Source organism: Paraglaciecola arctica BSs20135 (genome assembly GCF_000314995.1).
Taxonomy (GTDB): Bacteria; Pseudomonadota; Gammaproteobacteria; order Enterobacterales; family Alteromonadaceae; genus Paraglaciecola; species Paraglaciecola arctica.
The window spans coordinates 214,861-231,780 of the sequence record NZ_BAEO01000055.1 but is presented as its reverse complement, the minus strand read 5'-3'; the positions used below and the strand labels follow the sequence as shown (position 1 = coordinate 231,780).

Here is a 16,920-nt window from a genome sequence, read left to right as displayed (position 1 = left end):
GAACATACAAAATCACACCTAATAATAAAAATATAGGCAAGCAATGAGATCAACATTACGCAAAGGTGAAAGCCTTGCTCAACTTTTACATAAAGAAGGCATCAGCAATACCCAAGTGCTGACCGCCATAGCTAAAACGCCTAGAGAGCTTTTTTTGCCTGATGCCCTAAAACACAAAGCTTATCAAAATACGGCTTTACCTATTGGTCAGGGTCAAACCATATCCCAGCCCTACATAGTTGCTCGTATGACTGAATTATTATTAGAGTCTGACAACCAAGCTCAAAGTGTATTGGAAATCGGCACAGGCTCAGGTTATCAAACAGCAGTACTGGCGCAATTATTCAAAAGTGTTTATTCAGTCGAGAGAATAAAAACTCTGCAATTTCAAGCCAAACGGCGCATGAATCAGTTGGACTTGCATAACGTTAAAATGAAACATGGTGATGGCTGGTTAGGTTGGAGCAGCAAAGGCCCATACGATGCAATCATAGTCACGGCCGCCGCTAGATCAATGCCTGAAGAGTTATTACAGCAACTAAATGATGGTGGCCGTTTAATTATCCCCGTTGGGGAAGAGAATCAGCAGTTACATTGCATTACCAAACGTGATGGTGAATTTGAATCAAAAATTATCGAAGCGGTCAGATTTGTGCCTTTGGTTGCCGGAGATATTATTTGAAAACAGTAAGGACAAAGTCCGGTTATGCAGGCGTCGCCGCTAGAGGTATTTTAATGGGCGCAGCAGATGCTGTACCTGGTGTCTCTGGGGGCACCATTGCCTTTATGACTGGCATATATGAAGAACTCATATTTTCACTTAAACAATGCGGCGTTAGTGCTGTGAAAATGTTGTTTCAAAAGGGAGTAAAGCCCACTTGGCAACATATCAACGGTGGATTTCTTCTGGCATTGTTCAGTGGTATTATCATGAGTATTTTAACCCTGTCACGAGTAGTCTTATACCTTCTGGATAACCATCCAATTTTGTTATGGTCATTCTTTTTTGGATTGATATTAGCTGCCGTTTGGTCTTTAGTTCGACATATCGACAAATGGGAAGTAGGCGTTATTGCTACGTTTTTAGTCGGCACTGGGACTGCGTTTTTTATTACGACCATAAGCCCTACTACTATCGAAACATCTCCTTTAATCGTATTTCTATCAGGCATGATTGCTATCTGTGCCATGATCTTACCAGGCATATCTGGCAGCTTTATATTGTTACTACTGGGTATGTATGCGCCTATGTTAACTGCGGTGAAAGAATTGCAATTATTGACCTTATGTTTATTTGCAGGCGGATGTGTGGCAGGCTTATTGAGTTTTTCACATGTACTAAGTTGGATGTTTAAGCATTACAAAACTATGACTTTAGCCTTGTTAGGCGGATTTATGTTGGGATCCTTAAACAAGGTTTGGCCTTGGAAACAGACTATTGAGTCAGTGATTGATCGCCATGGAAAAGAAATACCTCTAGTACAAAATAATGTATTGCCACACACCTTTGAAACACTTTATTCGCAACCAGCCTATATGTGGTACGCCATAATATTGATGATATTAGGCATGGTAATGGTTATTGCGCTAGAAAACATAGGCCACAAACCAACTGCTCATTAATGGATAAATCTAGACCCAAAACAGCCTGCGCTAAAAACACTTCAATATATATTGGAGTTTTATTTTGCTGTGTAATAAATATAAGTTGCTCAAACCGCAGTCAACCTGCCCCAGTCTCAGAGCTTTATCAAGGTAAAACTTTTAGAGATTATGAACAACAAGCCTATTCAGCAAAGACATATCAAGTCAAAGCTGGCGAGACCCTATATTCTATTGCTTGGTATTCAGGTAACGATTATAGAGACTTAGCAAGAATAAATAACATCGCCCCCCCTTATCAGATAAGACCTGGACAACTTTTGACTCTAGTCGAATTGCCAAAGTCAATACAACTTAAGTCTAACAATAGTACTGGTCAGACTTCAAAAGTAATTGTAAATCAAGCTGTTGACCCTTCTAAAAAGCAGGCGTATGGTGAAAGTGAACAAAATGTAAACAAGGATCCAATTGGATCTGCTACCGGTCAATTTCCTGATCGAGTTAAAAGTTGGCATTGGCCTACATCTGAAACGGTTTCACGTGGTTTTTCGGCCAAAGAACAAGGCAACAAAGGCTTAGATTTTTCAGGGAAACTTGGGATGCCAATTTTGGCAGCCGCCGATGGGAAAGTAGTATACACGGGCGATGCATTACGTGGGTTTGGAAAATTAGTCATTATCAAGCATTCCGACGCTTATTTAACGGCCTATGCACATAATGACAATATGTTAGTCAAAGAACAGCAGTGGGTAACGGCAGGCCAAAAAATTGCCACTATGGGTAGGAGTGGAACCGATAAGGTTCAGCTTCATTTTGAAGTAAGGTACAAAGGAAAATCCATTAATCCTTTGCGTTTTCTACCCAAGAGATAAGACTAATTGCTAATAACAATAAATAATAAAAAGAATAGATTAGGAGAAGTTGGAGAAACACTACCGTTAAGGAGTCATGATTATGAGTCAAGTAAAAACAGTTGTAGTGGAAGTTGATGCTTTCAGCGATATTGAAAATGCCGTAGAGCGAGAACTTGCCAAGGCCGAAAAAAAAGCCGAAGAACAGTTAGAAGATATTTTAGCCAATAAAGAAGATAAGCCAAAAAACCTCGATGCCACCCAATTGTATTTAGGCGAAATTGGATTTTCCCCTCTATTATCCGCCGAAGAAGAAGTATATTTTTCACGAAGAGCCTTAAAAGGTGATGAAGCATCACGTAAACGTATGATCGTGAGTAATCTTCGTCTCGTAGTCAAAATTGCCAGACGTTACAATAATCGCGGTTTAGCATTACTTGATTTGATCGAAGAGGGAAATTTAGGCCTTATTCGCGCTGTCGAGAAATTTGATCCTGAACGAGGTTTTAGATTTTCAACCTATGCTACTTGGTGGATCAGGCAAACCATAGAGCGGGCAATCATGAACCAAACCCGCACCATTCGATTACCTATTCATGTAGTCAAAGAATTAAATGTTTACCTACGCGCAGCCAGAGAACTGGCACAGAAACTTGACCATGAACCTACAGCTGAAGAAATTGCTGAGTCACTGGATAAGCCCGTTCATGACGTTACCAAGATGCTGCGACTAAACGAAAGAATTACCTCCGTTGACACGCCTATAGGTGGTGAAAACGACAAGGTTTTACTGGACGTCATAGCGGATGACAGAGGTCACGGTCCTGAAGAAAATCTACAAGATTCAGACATCAAACTCAATATTATCAAATGGCTAGAAGATCTTAATCCTAAGCAACGTGAAGTATTAGCAAGGCGCTTTGGGCTATTAGGTTATGAACCTTCAACCTTAGAAAATGTAGGTATAGAAATTGGGCTGACTCGAGAAAGAGTACGTCAAATACAAGTTGAAGCCTTACGTCGACTCAGAGATATGTTAGGTCACAAAGGTTTAGACTTGGAGGCTTTATTTAACAAACTGACTTAACCTAATTTGGGTTACTTAAATTATATACAAGTTCAAAATATCAAAAAGCCTCAAATGAGGCTTTTTTTAGTGACTAAATTAACTTATTAGAATGTTTTACAGTGCAGCTGTGGCCGCAGCATAATCTGGCTCTTCAGTAGTCTCAGCTACCTGTTCAGTGTAGATAACTGTACCTTTTTCATCTATCACGACAATGCTACGAGACAACAATCCAGCCAAAGGACCATCACTAAAACTCACACCATAGTCAGCACCAAAACTGCCTCTAAAACTAGAGCCAGTTGCTACATTTTTAATGCCTTCTGCACCACAAAATCTTGCTGCAGCAAAAGGTAAATCTGCAGAAACACACAACACTTTAGTATCACCCAAATCGCTAGCTTTTTGATTAAAAGTGCGGATTGAAGTGGCACATACTCCGGTATCAACAGAAGGGAAAATATTCAAGATCAGTTTTGAACCTGCGTAATCTGCCAAAGTAGTTTCTGATAAGTCAGTTTCTACTAAAGTAAAGTTAGGCGCTTTAGACCCTACTTTTGGTAAATCACCAACTGTATTAAACGCGTTACCTTGCAATGTTACTGTAGCCATTTTTGTATTCCTTAGATGTTTATTAAGAGCTTATTGTAGCTCAAAAAAAGCATTCATATAATCAGATAACATTCGCTTCATAGTATTCTACTGAGTATTATTAACTATCAGTTTTATTATTCAGAAGATTACACCTATGAACTCTACAGTAAGACTAATTCTTTCTGCTGTTATCTCCTTTATTTTTTATTTTGTTTGGTCCTATTGGGCCAACAGCATGGCGACAGAAGATCAGGCATTAGTACTAAGGTCTGCTTTTGTGCAGGGAACACTAAGTGCGACTATTACTATATTGTTTACTTTCATTTTAGAAAAGTCAGTGTCTAAATTTGGTGAAAGTTATTTATCATTAATATTTGTAGTGCCTATTATCTGTACAGTGCATTCCAAGACTTCGCAAAACATTGCTATTTTCAAAACCTTTAAAAATGCCTTAGATAATTCTGCCAAATACCTTAGTAACAATGCCATCCCTGGTAGCTTGTTGGCACCCTTGTTACCAATTGCCATTCAATCCAGCATTGCCATCAGTGTTAACTGGATTAATCATACACCTAACTTATGGTTGACCGTTGCACCTAGTATTTTAATGACTGCTATTTATGGTTATGTGTATACCTACACCCTGCTGTCGAAACCTAAACAGCCTGTTTTACAAGAGTAATAAAACGGTAAGCATAAGGATTTAATGGCTCTGCCTGATGAGCTTCACTAGCGATTTCTTGCCAATCATAGATTGCAGCATAATCAGGAAAATAGGTATCACCATCGACTTCTAATTCAATTTGAGTCAAATAAAGTCGATGGCAAAATCTTAAGAAATGCTGATAAATGGTGCCCCCACCTATTATCATCACTTCTGGATTTTCGAATTTTTCCTTTGTGCAATGTTCCGCAGCAACCTCAATTGCCTCTTCACAACTATGTACTACAGTTGCATCAGCCAATTTATAATTAACATCAGAACTAACAACTATATTTAACCTACCAGGCAAGGCTTTACCTATAGAAGCATAAGTTTTACGCCCCATGATAATGGGTTTACCTAAAGTGATTTTTTTAAAATGCTTTAGATCTGCTGGCAAATGCCATGGCATAGCATTATCTGCACCTATAACTCGGTTATTGGCCATCGCGGCTATCATTGAAATTTGCATCATATAGAAGTGAGTATTTTTAGAAAAGTAGTGAGTGAAGTATATAAGAATTAGACGAAGCCAGAAATACGTTTCTGGCTTCATGTTTATTTATTCAAGAATTGACTATCTCTTGGTGTAAACCACTTCTACGCCAGAGTCATCATCATCATCGAAGTCGTCGTCATCATAAGCATCTTCAATGGTATCTTTGTGATAAGTATCCCATTTGAACCCCGACTCTTCGTCTTTGATTTCAGGTTCAACTTCTTCTGGAAGTGTCTCAATAAAGTCCATAGCTTTCATACATAACTCATGTGTGCCAACTTTCTGGTATGCCGAGATTTGAAAATACTCTCCTTGCCATTCAAGGCCATCAGCAATCTGCTTACACAACTCGTTGACTTCTTCTTCAAGCATCAAATCGACTTTATTGAAGACTAACCAACGTGGCTTACCTGCCAGTTTCGGACTGTACTTTTCAAGTTCGGCAACAATAGCTTTAGCATTTTCAACAGGGTCTGAACCATCGGCTGGCATCAAGTCAACCAAATGCAATAACACACGGCAACGTTCTAGATGTTTTAAAAACTGGATCCCAAGGCCAGCGCCTTCAGCAGCACCTTCAATCAAACCGGGAATATCAGCGATAACAAAACTACGCATAGAATCCAGACGCACAACACCCAAGTTTGGTACTAATGTTGTAAAAGGATAATCAGCCACTTTAGGTTTGGCAGCAGAAACACTACGAATAAAGGTAGATTTACCCGCGTTAGGCATACCAAGCAAACCCACATCGGCAAGTAACATTAGTTCTAATCTTAGGTGTCTTACCTCACCCGGTGTACCGTCGGTTTTTTGTCGAGGAGCACGATTAGTACTGGTTTTAAAACGAGCATTACCTAGGCCATGATAACCGCCCTGCGCCACTTTCATACGCTGCAGATGTTTGGTCAAGTCGCCTAGGACTTCACCCGTTTCACTGTCGGTTGCCCGAGTACCAACGGGGACTTTAATTTCTAAATCAACTCCGCCTCTACCAGTACAATTAGCACTTTGGCCTTTTTTGCCATGCTCAGCACGATGAAAACGTTCAAAACGGTAATCGATCAAAGTATTTAAGTTTTCGTCTGCAACCAAATAGATACTACCGCCATCACCGCCATCACCGCCGTCTGGACCACCATCAGGCACGTATTTTTCGCGGCGAAAACCGACAACACCATTACCGCCATTACCTGCATCAACACGGATATCAGCTTCATCTACAAATTTCATTACTTAATAACACCTTGAATATGACTCAATTGAATCGAGTATAGTCTGTTCGTACTAGAAATTGCAGCGCAGACTATTTTTAAGACTTAAACAAAAAGCCCCGCATAAAGCGGGGCCTTTAAAAACTCTATGGGCTATTGCTTATTAAGCAACTATGCTCACAAATTTACGATTTTTAGGACCTTTAACTTCAAATTGTACTTTACCATCAGATAAAGCAAATAAAGTATGGTCTTTACCGATACCCATATTGTTACCAGCGTGGAATTTAGTACCACGTTGACGAACTATGATGTTTCCGGCTAAAACTGACTCACCACCGTAACGCTTAACACCTAGGCGTTTACTTTCTGAATCACGGCCGTTGTTAGTACTACCACCAGCTTTTTTATGTGCCATTTGTGTATACTCCTATTAAGCGCTAATACCAGTGATTTTCACTTCCGTGAACCACTGACGATGACCCATTTGGGTACGTGAATGTTTACGACGACGGAACTTAACGATTTTTACTTTCTCGCCACGTCCATGCGTTACAACTTCAGCTGTAACTTTGCTACCACTAACATAAGGGGTACCAATTTTAATATCATCACCATTACTTACCATTAAGACGTCATCGAATTCAATTGACTCACCTGGAGCCACTTCGATTTTTTCTAGGCGAAGGGTTTGACCTTCAGCCACACGGTGTTGTTTGCCACCACTTTGGAAAACCGCGTACATAATAAAACTCCGCACTGTGTCTCTTGACACTTATATTCAAAAACAGGCGGCGAATTGTACGTGAACAGATAAAACCAAGCAAGCTCATTTCTGAATTAATTTGGTTAAATATCAAACGCTTTACCCCAACCCAATATTTTTCGTGCTAGCAAGCCAAAGTGACACTGGATACCCCGTTAAATTTCTGTAAAATCCACCTCCTGAGCCACGGTTCACAAATGAATTTCATTTTAAAATGGGTAAAAACGGTAGTATGAAATTAGAAACGATTAATCAACTCGCACATAAAGATATGCTGGCGGTAAATGCGCTTATTCAAAAGCAAGTCGATTCAGAGGTATCGTTAATTAACCAACTAGGCTTTTATATAGTCAATAGTGGTGGCAAACGTTTAAGACCCCTTTTAACTGTGCTTGCTGCAAGAGCGCTGAATACTCAAACAGATCAGCATCATACCTTGGCTGCCATCATCGAGTTTATTCACACTGCCACCCTACTTCACGATGACGTTGTCGACGAATCTACCATGCGCCGTGGTAAAGAAACTGCGAATGCTGTGTTTGGTAATCAAGCCAGCGTATTGGTAGGTGACTTTCTCTACACACGCTCATTTCAAATGATGGTGAGTTTAAAACGTATGCGGGTGATGGAAATTTTATCTAATGCCACCAACGTAATAGCAGAAGGTGAAGTTCTGCAACTCATGAACTGTAACGACCCTGAAACTAGCGAAGAAAGTTATATGCAGGTGATTTACAGTAAAACGGCTCGTTTATTTGAAGCAGCTACTTTACTTGCAGCTGTATTAACCGAGCAGAATGAAGAAATTGAATTTGCCATGCAAGATTATGGAAAATACTTAGGTACAGCATTCCAGTTAGTAGATGACATCCTTGATTATGCTGCAGATCCAGAAGAAATGGGCAAAAATGTCGGTGATGATTTAGCCGAAGGCAAACCAACTCTGCCGCTGCTTTATGCAATGTGGAATGGCACTGAACAACAACAAGCCCTTATAAAAGAAGCCATTGAAACAGGCAATGGTCTACAACACTTCGCCGAGATCATGTCAGCAATGGATCAGACTGGTGCATTAACCTATACCAAAAAACTTGCACTTGATGCGTCTGAAAAAGCAATTAAAGCATTAGATATTGTGCCTAATTCAGACTATAAAACGGCACTAATAGGATTAGCCCGTATTGCCGTTGAGCGTGCTGCTTAAGGTATTAAAATTCGGGAGCTTATTAAAAACTGGGTTGCTACAACAATACAAAACTAAAACAATGATGTTCGAGATTGGCTAAGCTACTAAGGCTAAACCAAAATCGAACTTTTTTATTCCAATGTTATTTCTTATCCAATTTCACCCGTCCACTCACTGTAGATACATTCACCTTGGCGCTGCCACCGTTTAGAGAAAATTTTAACCAGCGATTCGGACCATACTTAGCTTTTTGTACTTTATCATCAGACAAATCATTGGTAATTTTTCCACCAGCATGACCTTCAATATCAAACCTTGCTGAAACATCACTTTGTAGATAAAGATATATCGAACCACCAACTGATGAAGCTTCAATTTCTCCATTTTTCTCAAGCTCAAGTTTCGCCTCTATCGAGCCGTTTACGGTTTCCATATTCAACTGATTGACCTTACCAAGCTTCAATTCAATATCGCCATTAACTGTCTCCACATTGATATCGCCACTTTCGCTGGTGACTTCAATATCGCCGTTCACCGACTCGTAGGAGTCTTCTTTGCCTTTTGAACTGCGGGAGTCAATAGTGCCGTTTACTGTGCTTATTTTTACATCGCCCTCTAAACTATCAGCAGAAATTCGACCATTTACCGACTCTAGACGGATACGCCCAGCCAACTCTTTAACATCAATAGCGCCGTTAACTGTTTCAACTCTTGCGCCACCACGCACTTGTTCAAGTTCAACGTCAGCATTGACTGCGCTGTAATACACTTTACTTTGACGAGGTATATATATTTCTAACTCGTCGCCATTATCTGAGCCCCAATTATTCCAACCATTGTTATTCTTTATTTTGACTTTAATAAGCACTTCATTATCGTCTTTTTCAAAGATAAATTTTTCAGTTCTGTCGCCTAAAATGCCTGTTACTTTTACTTCAGATTTATCCCAGGCAATCACCTTAGCAGAGCCATTTACATGCTCAATTTGCACATAGGGGGTTTTCGATACGTCCAATGAACGGTTGATCTTCTCTGCAGCTAAAGCTGTGCAACTCAGACATAAAAACCCTGCAAAAATTAATAACTTTTTCATTCTAATACTCCTAAAAATTCAGCACTTTAAATTTGTGACCGCCTAAATTTGAGACCACTTCGGTGAATGCACGCGCTCAATTAAATTAATTTGTTGTTGATATACACTTTGTAGCATCTTTAATAGCGCCATATTATTTGGCTCATTTTCTAATGCCGTTTTTATCGCGACTGCGGCGTCATCTAATTCGGTTAGTTGACTCTGCCAATTTTCGGTCAATGCAGGTTGATCTTGAAAACGAACCAATAAAGCATTTTTTTGCTTTAGATGTTGTTCGCTTAATGACGCCACCAAAGCATCACCTGTTAACGAAACAGCCTGTTGATTAATTGATAACCAGCCAAGCAATCCAAACATGGCAACCGTAGCTGCAACCAAGTACATTTTCTTTCCCACCAGCGTCCGTGATTGCTCTGAAGTCTCACTCGACAATGCCAACTCTATGCCCGGCCATAAATCTCTATCCGGCTGTTTATCTTTATCTAAGTCCGCTAGCTTATCCACTAACGCCTGTTCAAAATTAGTTTTATTCATAACCCATCCACTCCTTCAGCAAATGTTTGGCGCGGTGAAATTGTGCTTTACTCGAGCCCACTGCCATATCAGTCATAGTGGCAATTTCTTCGTGTCGATAACCTTCAATTGCATGAAGCACAAACACAATCCGTGCTCTTTCAGGCAATCTTGCAACATAACTTTCAATATCAACGCTACTGCTCGACTCTTCTGCCTCGGCATTCATGGCAACAGAGTCCTCGATATTAAACATCTTTTGCAGCCAACCTTTTTGTTTACGTATGTAAGAAATAGTGATGTTAGAGGTCACTGTGTGCAGCCAAGTTGAAAACTTACTGTCACCTTTAAAATTACCTATTTTTCGCCACAACTGAATAAACACCTCTTGTGCAGCATCTTCAGCCAACATTTTTTCACCTGTCAGTCGAATACACAGCCCATACACTTGCCCTATGTATTGTTGATACAATTGGTTATAAGCTTGTTTATCTCCGCCCTGCACAGCTTTTATTAAGTCCCACTCACTTTTTGAGGCAAACTTATACTGGGCAGCAACGACATTTCCTTGTGTAATCAAACTAACGTCTTACTCTTATTGTGTTAAAAGATTAGTCGCAGATTAGATCACAAAGGTTTAAAGCACAAAAATAATAATTAAAATTAGTGAGAAAAGTTATGAAAATCATTGGTTTATATACGGGAAAACTATCCCACATTGGTGAAAAACGCAGCCCAACTGGTATCTATAAACAATCAGTAGACAAAGTGACTGTGGATGAATTAGGCATTGTAGGCGATATTCAAGCCGATAAACGTTTCCATGGTGGCGTGGAGAAAGCGTTACATCAATATGCATTGAGCAGCTACGAAAAGATCATCAAACGTTACCCACTGCTGCATAAACAAGCCAAGCCTGGAGCGATAGGCGAAAACCTCTCTGCCACAGCTATGAACGAACACAATGTGTGTATTGGTGATATCTACAACTTAGGTACCGCGATATTACAAGTTAGCTCGCCCCGTATCCCCTGCTGGAAAATTGATGCCAAGTTCAAACAACCCGATTTGAACCAATTTATCAGCCTGCATAGGCTAAACGGTTGGTATTACCGAGTTTTGCAGCCAGGAGAGATTACTATAAAAGATGAATTCCTGTTGCAACAAAGACCAAATGCCCATCTCACTATAGATACTATGCTTAAAGTTATTTATGCAAATGCTGATGAGCAGTCAATTGAACTGGCCACTACCGCCATTGGACTTGATCCTGAATGGCAAAATCGGCTACAAAAAAATACCATTTAGCTTAAAGCCTAAGAAGAGAGACAAGTTATGGAACAAAATTTAAAAGAGAAAACCGGTAAAACACTGGATGATTGGAAAATTTTATTGTCCAAACAATCGTTTAGCAAACATGGCGAATACATGATTTTTCTCAAAAAAGGGCATGGTATCACTCACGGTTTCGCCAATTTTATAACCTTGAAATTTCGCGAAGCTGATGCAGGCTCAGCAAATCCAGTTGATTTAATTGGCAACCAATATAAAGGCAAAGAAACCCTCACACCTATCTTCGACAAATTACATGCTGCCATCACCAAGCTTGGAACAGATATCGAAGTTGCACCTAAGAAATCGGCAGTTAGCATGCGAGTAAAGCGACAATTTGCACTTATTCAACCATCGACTAAAAAGCGCATCGATTTAGGCCTGAAGTTTAATGACAAACCCCATGGTGAGAGACTAGAGACATCGGGCCCCTTTGGTACTATGTGTACCCATAGAGTGCAGCTGACCGATATAGAGCAAATTGATGATGAGTTGTTAGCGTGGATTAAAGAAGCTTACGAACAGGCTAAATAACAGTGATAGCAATTAATAGACATAAAAAAACACCGCTAAATTAGCGGTGTTTTTATATTCTCAAAACAAGTAGCGATTAAGCTTCTTGAATGATAATCAATTTGATACTAGCAGTAACGTCTGAGTGAATTTGCAAATCGATTTCGAATTCGCCAGTTTCACGTAAAGTACCAACAGGTAATTTAACTTCAGATTTAGTCACTTCAACACCAGCAGCAGTAATTGCAGCAGCAATGTCGCGTGTACCGACAGAACCAAACAATTTACCTTCATCACCAGCAGGAGAAGCAATAGTCACTTCACCCAAAGCAGTGATTTTATCTGCACGAGCCTGTGCTGCAGCATGTTGTTCAGCAATTTTTGCTTCCAACTCAGCACGACGAGCTTCAAATTTTTCTACATTTACTTTAGTCGCGGGAACTGCTTTACCTTGCGGAAACAAGAAGTTACGCGCGTAACCTGATTTTACAGTGACTTTGTCACCCAAGCCGCCTAGGTTAGCGATCTTGTCTAATAGTATGATATCCATCTTTGCTACCTATGATTACTTGTGAGAATCAGTATATGGAAGCAACGCTAAGAAGCGCGCACGCTTAATTGCAGTTGACAACTGACGCTGATATTTCGCGCTAGTTCCAGTAATACGGCTAGGTACAATTTTACCACTTTCAGTGATGTAGTTTTTCAACATAGCGATATCTTTAAAATCTATCGCAGGTGCATCAGCGGCAGAAAAACGACAGAACTTACGACGTCTAAAAAAACGAGCCATTATTTATCCCCTTCTTCTACAGGAGCTTCAGCAGCTACAGGAGCTTCAGCAGCGGTTTCTTCAACAGCGGCGGCAGCAGGTTTTTCAAAAGGTTTTTCATCACGCTTTTCACGACGTTCTTCTTTAGCCATTGGAGACTGTTCAGTAACAGCACCTTTGGTACGCATAACAAGGTTACGCAGAACAACATCATTAAAACGGAAAGCAGTTTCTAGCTCTTCAACAGCTTCAGCAGTAGCTTCAGCGTTTACTAAAACATAGTGTGCTTTATGAAGTTTATCGATTGGGTAAGCCAATTGACGACGGCCCCAATCTTCCAAGCGGTGAATAGTGCCGCCATCTTGGGTAAGAATTCCAGTATAACGCTCGATCATACCTGGAACTTGTTCACTCTGGTCAGGGTGAACCATAAATACGATTTCATAATGACGCATGTATGTTGCTCCTCACGGTTGTAGCCTCGATAGCACAGTCAGACTATATAGAGACAAGGAACTAAAATTAGTGACTGTTTTAAGCGGCGCGGATTGTATATAAACTGGACTTTTTGTACAAGATTTATTTGGCTTTCAGCCGTAAATAGACTGTTTTTCAGGGATTTAGGGGGGATGGGGGGAATTGTTCGGCGTTTTATACTGTGTTGGGGGGGTAAAAGCATGCACTTTGTGCACAAAGACTATGCGCTGCGCTTACCCGCCTCCATGCGGTTTTTGACTCGAATCCCTTCGAGCCAGTTACTTTTTCTTCTACAGCTAAGAAAAAGTAACCAAAAAGAAGCCGCTCTCCAAATATGTTCTTCATCCAAATATCTGTTCACTTTTGTAGGTCGTAATGATTCGTTCCCGACGAGGCATTACTCAATCGCCTTCCATGGCGATTGCCCCACAAAAGTGAACAGATAATTGGCGAACATACAGTCGAGGGGAAATCAAAAGACAAGATTATCGGCTTCGCCGATTAGAATCTAAGGCAACCTATTTTAGAAGAGTTATCAAGGCTGTCCTGTTTATTGCTGGTCCTGTTTATTGCTGATGTTTGTTGCTCCGGAATTAAATTACATAAAGTGATATCTTTCCCCAGTTATTTGCAACTATTCCATTAATACAAATAATTGAATTTCTGCGGGTAAAAAGATTCTTTAATACGAAGGGAATTTATGAAAACATGATTGCATTAAATAGTTTTTATAGTGTTTTTCTTATTCCAAATGTTAATCCCAACTACAAAGCATGAATTTGGGTTTTTACCGAATGAATTTGAAGGTTCTTTTGATGGTGTTATTATATCAGTTAAACCTGATTTCAAAGAAACTTCAGAATGGGTAAATACTCGTACAAATATTGATGGATATTTCTACCCTCCGTTAGTAGCAACATATGAGTTTGATCCAGACAATGAAAAAACTCGAAAAAAAGTCTCCAATTCTGAAAAGCCCGCAACGGTTTTTCATTTACCACCATCACACTTTGTCGTAGTAAATAAGCCAGTTTCTTTAAACGATCCCAAGGTTTCGGATGAAGCCTTAATAATCCATGCCTTAGGGTTTCTTTTCGGGACTACGTTACAATTCAAAGAATGGAGGTTCGTGGGGCGAGTCCCAATCAAGAAAAATAATAGCCTATTAATTAGAAATGACACTGCTATTCATTTTATAGAGCATTTATATAGCTGGTGGACAACTCTCGATCCAAGCTTACAGACAAAGGTAATTAATATTATCTACCTTCATACGAAAGCATGCAGTATAAAATCTGAATGGGAGAGCTTTTCTTTGCAATACATGATATTGGATGCGATTTTTAATGTTTATAGTCATCTACATCCCCCCCCCCCTAGACGTATAGGGCATGCAAAGCGCATCTTGTTTTTGTGTGATTACTACGGTATCGCCTATGAAAAAAACCTAGTTGAAGAAATTTGTAAAGCTCGCAACGAGTTGTTTCATGAGGCCATGTGGGCTGATACGATTTTAGGAATGGGACGAAGCAATAGAAGGTTTGGAAGATGTTTAGGCCGTTTAAATGAAAAATTAATTTGCTCACTATCTGGTTACAATAACAAGTTTTCAAAAGAGGCATGGCATCGTATGGGATGGTCTTCTTTTGATTTATTTAAATCTTGAACCTTCTGTTGCTACTTTCTTACATTAATTGGGAAAAGTCTTTCTCTGTCTACAATCGCTGCTGCGGTACTCTATTAAAGCTAATTTACCTAAAACTAACTTTTTAGGTATTTCATGACGTGCTCTTAAAATGACTGTGATGTCACATTAACACTAGAAATTTTTCTCGATTGTTGGTGGACTTTGTAAGTCGGGAAACTCAGTTATCATTTCTTCAACAATCGTAAAGTTCTTTGTTGGAGAATATACAAAACGACTAGATTGCTGTACTTGCAAAGAGTTATTAAATTCAACGTTTTCAGGAGTCATTTGTCTTGTTTTCCTGTCTTTTACCTCACTAATCAAAAGTTCAATTTCTGATGTGTCTAAAGGCTTCTTGTTCATTAACAAACAAGTTGCTTTATGTTGATTTACTTTTTTCACCATTTCTTTAAACAAGATGGGACAAAACAAAGTCAGAGATAATTTAGATGATATTGGGAATTGTATTTCAATACCCTCTAATTTGATCCCTAAATTCCCTCTACCCGGTCTAGGGCGATGGTTGTGCAAAGCAATTGGGTGGTCAGATGTTAAAAAGGATTGTCCTTTAGGTGCTTTGTTTAAAATCCAAACTTTTTCAAGAAGAATTGGCGCAAAGTCTCCTGCCAAGGAACGCAAATTCCCTGTAGCAAGAACGCTTGCTTCATCTTTCGTAATCTCCTGGAAGTTTTCAATATCGGTGTTTGGATCTCGTCCATTTTTCCTACACCAATTGGAGATAGATTGGTTCATCTGAAAGATCAGTTCTTTTTGGTTGTTTGTCCTGAGTTTCTGAACAGAAATAAAGAGAGATAAAATACCGAGCTCGAAGTCAGAAACATTATTTATAGATTGTTCCTGAACTATTTTACTTATGATTGGCGCGGTCTGCGTTTCAAGTTCGCAAAGTTTATCCTCTGTGTTTGTTTCATATTCAACAGGGTCAACATAAAAATAATTTTCAGAGCCAGCATCAATTATAGATGATACAAAAGTGCGATTATTTAGCTTGTCAAATACATGGATTTTCTTCCCTTTTCCAAAGGAGAAATTTTTCAATATAAAGCGTGGAACATAATGTTGTTTCTTTGTTTGCATCAAATACATACCCTTAAGTTAATGTCTGTGCTCTTCGCGAGTGTGTTACAACCTGATGAAGCACACAAATATTTTCACCCGATAAATTATGCTTGTTGGTATTTACGAAGACATCTTTGATAGTTCTTTAATGGCGAAGCCATCCAAAATTCTTAGTCGGCAAGGCCGATGCTTTTTTCTTAGGTGGCTCCCGCATTTAAAGTTTCAGCACAAAAAGGCTTATTTTAGGGGCAAATGGCAAGGATGCCATTTGAGCGAAAGTTGGATGGACACATTTGTAGCGACCCTAAAATAAGTCTTTTTGTGCGGTTAAGAACTTTGGTAGCGAGCGGCATTTTCTGGTTACTCTTTTTTGCTGTTGAAAAAGAGTGACTGGCTCGAAGGGATTCGAGTCAAAAACTGGCAAGGAGGCCAGTAAGCGCCAGCGCATGCTTTGATGGCAAAGCCATTTAAAACTCTTAGTCTGAACGCTATCAAGACACTTACGTTAACTTTTCCATATGCGTAAGGCACAGCAAGTTCTTGACGGATTTATTACATGTTTTAGTGTAAATCAGCAAAAACTTCTGGATGCTGTTCTGCAATACGAAGCAGCGCTAATGCTGGGCCTTGAGGGCTTCTACGCCCTTGCTCCCAGTCCTGTAATGTCCGCATGCTTACACCAAGCAAACCAGCAAATGCTGACTGCGATAATTTTAATTTTGCTCTGATTATTTTAGGTTTAGATGGTTCAGACAATTTAGTTGTTTTTAGTTGGGCATTGCCACTTTTGAATTGTTTAATCTCATCTAACCCTTCAATAATTTCTAATCCAATATCACGATTATTCATGATCAATTGCCTCCACTATTTGTTTTAAGACATTACCAGAAATTGTCGCCCTTTCAGATTTGCCATACATCGTTAGCATCCAAATTTCATGTTCTGATTTCTTCCAATAATAGATTGCGCGTA

The 16,920-nt window shown here is 39.6% G+C and carries 22 protein-coding genes; 9 read left to right on the top strand and 13 right to left on the bottom strand.

Translation table 11 applies throughout. The features are described from left to right. Positions 1-43 precede the first annotated feature (43 nt). From GARC_RS18155 to rpoS, 4 genes are all read left to right on the top strand, one after another. Positions 44-682 (top strand): protein-L-isoaspartate(D-aspartate) O-methyltransferase, encoded by a 639-nt coding sequence (locus GARC_RS18155; RefSeq protein WP_007622919.1) that lies wholly within the window; start codon positions 44-46, stop codon positions 680-682. Beyond that, a complete protein-coding gene (locus tag GARC_RS18150; protein WP_039989995.1) occupies positions 679-1,623 on the top strand; it encodes a DUF368 domain-containing protein in 945 nt (314 codons plus the stop codon). Before GARC_RS18155 ends, GARC_RS18150 begins: the two co-directional genes overlap by 4 nt. Next, the gene (locus GARC_RS18145; RefSeq protein WP_007622914.1) at positions 1,623-2,474 is read left to right on the top strand and encodes a peptidoglycan DD-metalloendopeptidase family protein; all 852 of its coding nucleotides are present in this window, start codon (positions 1,623-1,625) and stop codon (positions 2,472-2,474) included. The genes GARC_RS18150 and GARC_RS18145 overlap by 1 nt, the downstream gene beginning before the upstream one ends. 82 nt (positions 2,475-2,556) lie before the next feature. Further along, entirely contained in the window at positions 2,557-3,540 is a 984-nt protein-coding gene (gene rpoS, locus GARC_RS18140) for an RNA polymerase sigma factor RpoS (RefSeq protein ID WP_007622912.1), read from the top strand. A gap of 96 nt (positions 3,541-3,636) precedes the next feature. Here rpoS and tpx read toward each other — a convergent pair whose 3' ends face one another. Next, entirely contained in the window at positions 3,637-4,131 is a 495-nt protein-coding gene (gene tpx / locus GARC_RS18135; RefSeq protein WP_007622910.1) for a thiol peroxidase, read from the bottom strand. A 217-nt stretch (positions 4,132-4,348) separates the two neighbouring features. Here tpx and GARC_RS18130 point away from each other — a divergent pair, with 217 nt between their 5' ends. Continuing rightward, positions 4,349-4,795 (top strand): hypothetical protein, encoded by a 447-nt coding sequence (locus GARC_RS18130; protein ID WP_039990057.1) that lies wholly within the window; start codon positions 4,349-4,351, stop codon positions 4,793-4,795. Here GARC_RS18130 and folA read toward each other — a convergent pair. The 4 genes from folA to rplU all read right to left on the bottom strand — a co-directional run bounded on the left by folA (position 4,770) and on the right by rplU (position 7,274). Continuing rightward, positions 4,770-5,276, bottom strand: a complete 507-nt coding sequence (gene folA, locus GARC_RS18125; protein WP_007622906.1) for a type 3 dihydrofolate reductase — start codon at positions 5,274-5,276, stop codon at positions 4,770-4,772. The two genes, GARC_RS18130 and folA, sit on opposite strands and share 26 nt — an antisense overlap. A 117-nt stretch (positions 5,277-5,393) precedes the next feature. Then, a complete protein-coding gene (gene cgtA / locus GARC_RS18120) occupies positions 5,394-6,548 on the bottom strand; it encodes an Obg family GTPase CgtA (protein WP_007622904.1) in 1,155 nt (384 codons plus the stop codon). 144 nt (positions 6,549-6,692) lie between these two features. Then, entirely contained in the window at positions 6,693-6,947 is a 255-nt protein-coding gene (gene rpmA / locus GARC_RS18115; RefSeq protein ID WP_007622901.1) for a 50S ribosomal protein L27, read from the bottom strand. Between the two features lie 15 nt (positions 6,948-6,962). Then, positions 6,963-7,274: a 50S ribosomal protein L21 gene (rplU, locus tag GARC_RS18110; protein ID WP_007622900.1), complete on the bottom strand. Its 312-nt coding sequence runs from the start codon at positions 7,272-7,274 to the stop codon at positions 6,963-6,965. Between the two features lie 253 nt (positions 7,275-7,527). On the opposite strand from rplU, the gene ispB reads away from it, so the two are divergent. Beyond that, complete coding sequence (ispB, locus tag GARC_RS18105) at positions 7,528-8,499, top strand: octaprenyl diphosphate synthase (protein WP_039990055.1); 972 nt, start codon at positions 7,528-7,530, stop codon at positions 8,497-8,499. A gap of 124 nt (positions 8,500-8,623) precedes the next feature. Here the strand turns inward: ispB and GARC_RS18100 are convergent, their stop codons facing one another. From GARC_RS18100 to GARC_RS18090, 3 genes are read right to left on the bottom strand one after another with little or no spacing between them, the layout of a single operon-like run. Next, complete coding sequence (locus GARC_RS18100) at positions 8,624-9,574, bottom strand: DUF4097 family beta strand repeat-containing protein (RefSeq protein WP_007622896.1); 951 nt, start codon at positions 9,572-9,574, stop codon at positions 8,624-8,626. 42 nt (positions 9,575-9,616) lie between these two features. Next, positions 9,617-10,108 carry a hypothetical protein gene (locus tag GARC_RS18095; protein WP_007622894.1) on the bottom strand — a complete coding sequence of 164 codons (492 nt, stop codon included), beginning with the start codon at positions 10,106-10,108 and terminating at the stop codon, positions 9,617-9,619. Further along, positions 10,101-10,667 (bottom strand): RNA polymerase sigma factor, encoded by a 567-nt coding sequence (locus tag GARC_RS18090; RefSeq protein WP_007622892.1) that lies wholly within the window; start codon positions 10,665-10,667, stop codon positions 10,101-10,103. The genes GARC_RS18095 and GARC_RS18090 overlap by 8 nt, the downstream gene beginning before the upstream one ends. A gap of 98 nt (positions 10,668-10,765) precedes the next feature. On the opposite strand from GARC_RS18090, the gene GARC_RS18085 reads away from it, so the two are divergent. Both GARC_RS18085 and GARC_RS18080 read left to right on the top strand, forming a co-directional pair. Continuing rightward, the gene (locus tag GARC_RS18085; protein WP_007622890.1) at positions 10,766-11,395 is read left to right on the top strand and encodes an MOSC domain-containing protein; all 630 of its coding nucleotides are present in this window, start codon (positions 10,766-10,768) and stop codon (positions 11,393-11,395) included. 27 nt (positions 11,396-11,422) lie between these two features. Further along, the gene (locus GARC_RS18080; RefSeq protein ID WP_007622889.1) at positions 11,423-11,953 is read left to right on the top strand and encodes a DUF5655 domain-containing protein; all 531 of its coding nucleotides are present in this window, start codon (positions 11,423-11,425) and stop codon (positions 11,951-11,953) included. A gap of 76 nt (positions 11,954-12,029) precedes the next feature. Here the strand turns inward: GARC_RS18080 and rplI are convergent, their stop codons facing one another. Genes rplI through rpsF form a run of 3 tightly spaced genes read right to left on the bottom strand, consistent with a single transcriptional unit; the run spans position 12,030 to position 13,159 of the window. Continuing rightward, entirely contained in the window at positions 12,030-12,482 is a 453-nt protein-coding gene (gene rplI, locus GARC_RS18075; protein WP_007622888.1) for a 50S ribosomal protein L9, read from the bottom strand. Positions 12,483-12,497: 15 nt separating this feature from the next. Further along, the gene (rpsR, locus tag GARC_RS18070) at positions 12,498-12,725 is read right to left on the bottom strand and encodes a 30S ribosomal protein S18 (RefSeq protein ID WP_007622887.1); all 228 of its coding nucleotides are present in this window, start codon (positions 12,723-12,725) and stop codon (positions 12,498-12,500) included. Then, the gene (rpsF, locus tag GARC_RS18065; protein WP_007622886.1) at positions 12,725-13,159 is read right to left on the bottom strand and encodes a 30S ribosomal protein S6; all 435 of its coding nucleotides are present in this window, start codon (positions 13,157-13,159) and stop codon (positions 12,725-12,727) included. The genes rpsR and rpsF overlap by 1 nt, the downstream gene beginning before the upstream one ends. A 755-nt stretch (positions 13,160-13,914) precedes the next feature. Between rpsF and GARC_RS18060 the strand changes: the two genes are divergently transcribed. Further along, the gene (locus tag GARC_RS18060; protein WP_153810960.1) at positions 13,915-14,847 is read left to right on the top strand and encodes a hypothetical protein; all 933 of its coding nucleotides are present in this window, start codon (positions 13,915-13,917) and stop codon (positions 14,845-14,847) included. 153 nt (positions 14,848-15,000) lie between these two features. On the opposite strand, the gene GARC_RS18055 is transcribed toward GARC_RS18060, so the two are convergent. Beyond that, positions 15,001-15,966, bottom strand: coding sequence for a DUF4238 domain-containing protein (locus tag GARC_RS18055; RefSeq protein WP_007622882.1), 966 nt, complete (start codon positions 15,964-15,966; stop codon positions 15,001-15,003). A 543-nt stretch (positions 15,967-16,509) separates the two neighbouring features. After that, the gene (locus GARC_RS18050; RefSeq protein ID WP_007622879.1) at positions 16,510-16,797 is read right to left on the bottom strand and encodes a helix-turn-helix domain-containing protein; all 288 of its coding nucleotides are present in this window, start codon (positions 16,795-16,797) and stop codon (positions 16,510-16,512) included. Positions 16,798-16,920: the final 123 nt, after the last annotated feature.

Coding starts and splice junctions, on each gene's coding strand:
- GARC_RS18155 (WP_007622919.1), top strand. CDS start 44: ATGAGATCAACATTACGCAAAGGTGAAAGCCTTGCTCAACTTTTACAT.
- GARC_RS18145 (WP_007622914.1), top strand. CDS start 1,623: ATGGATAAATCTAGACCCAAAACAGCCTGCGCTAAAAACACTTCAATA.
- rpoS (WP_007622912.1), top strand. CDS start 2,557: ATGAGTCAAGTAAAAACAGTTGTAGTGGAAGTTGATGCTTTCAGCGAT.
- tpx (WP_007622910.1), bottom strand. CDS start 4,131: ATGGCTACAGTAACATTGCAAGGTAACGCGTTTAATACAGTTGGTGAT.
- GARC_RS18130 (WP_039990057.1), top strand. CDS start 4,349: ATGGCGACAGAAGATCAGGCATTAGTACTAAGGTCTGCTTTTGTGCAG.
- folA (WP_007622906.1), bottom strand. CDS start 5,276: ATGATAGCCGCGATGGCCAATAACCGAGTTATAGGTGCAGATAATGCT.
- cgtA (WP_007622904.1), bottom strand. CDS start 6,548: ATGAAATTTGTAGATGAAGCTGATATCCGTGTTGATGCAGGTAATGGC.
- rpmA (WP_007622901.1), bottom strand. CDS start 6,947: ATGGCACATAAAAAAGCTGGTGGTAGTACTAACAACGGCCGTGATTCA.
- rplU (WP_007622900.1), bottom strand. CDS start 7,274: ATGTACGCGGTTTTCCAAAGTGGTGGCAAACAACACCGTGTGGCTGAA.
- ispB (WP_039990055.1), top strand. CDS start 7,528: ATGAAATTAGAAACGATTAATCAACTCGCACATAAAGATATGCTGGCG.
- GARC_RS18100 (WP_007622896.1), bottom strand. CDS start 9,574: ATGAAAAAGTTATTAATTTTTGCAGGGTTTTTATGTCTGAGTTGCACA.
- GARC_RS18095 (WP_007622894.1), bottom strand. CDS start 10,108: ATGAATAAAACTAATTTTGAACAGGCGTTAGTGGATAAGCTAGCGGAC.
- GARC_RS18085 (WP_007622890.1), top strand. CDS start 10,766: ATGAAAATCATTGGTTTATATACGGGAAAACTATCCCACATTGGTGAA.
- GARC_RS18080 (WP_007622889.1), top strand. CDS start 11,423: ATGGAACAAAATTTAAAAGAGAAAACCGGTAAAACACTGGATGATTGG.
- rplI (WP_007622888.1), bottom strand. CDS start 12,482: ATGGATATCATACTATTAGACAAGATCGCTAACCTAGGCGGCTTGGGT.
- rpsR (WP_007622887.1), bottom strand. CDS start 12,725: ATGGCTCGTTTTTTTAGACGTCGTAAGTTCTGTCGTTTTTCTGCCGCT.
- rpsF (WP_007622886.1), bottom strand. CDS start 13,159: ATGCGTCATTATGAAATCGTATTTATGGTTCACCCTGACCAGAGTGAA.
- GARC_RS18055 (WP_007622882.1), bottom strand. CDS start 15,966: ATGCAAACAAAGAAACAACATTATGTTCCACGCTTTATATTGAAAAAT.
- GARC_RS18050 (WP_007622879.1), bottom strand. CDS start 16,797: ATGAATAATCGTGATATTGGATTAGAAATTATTGAAGGGTTAGATGAG.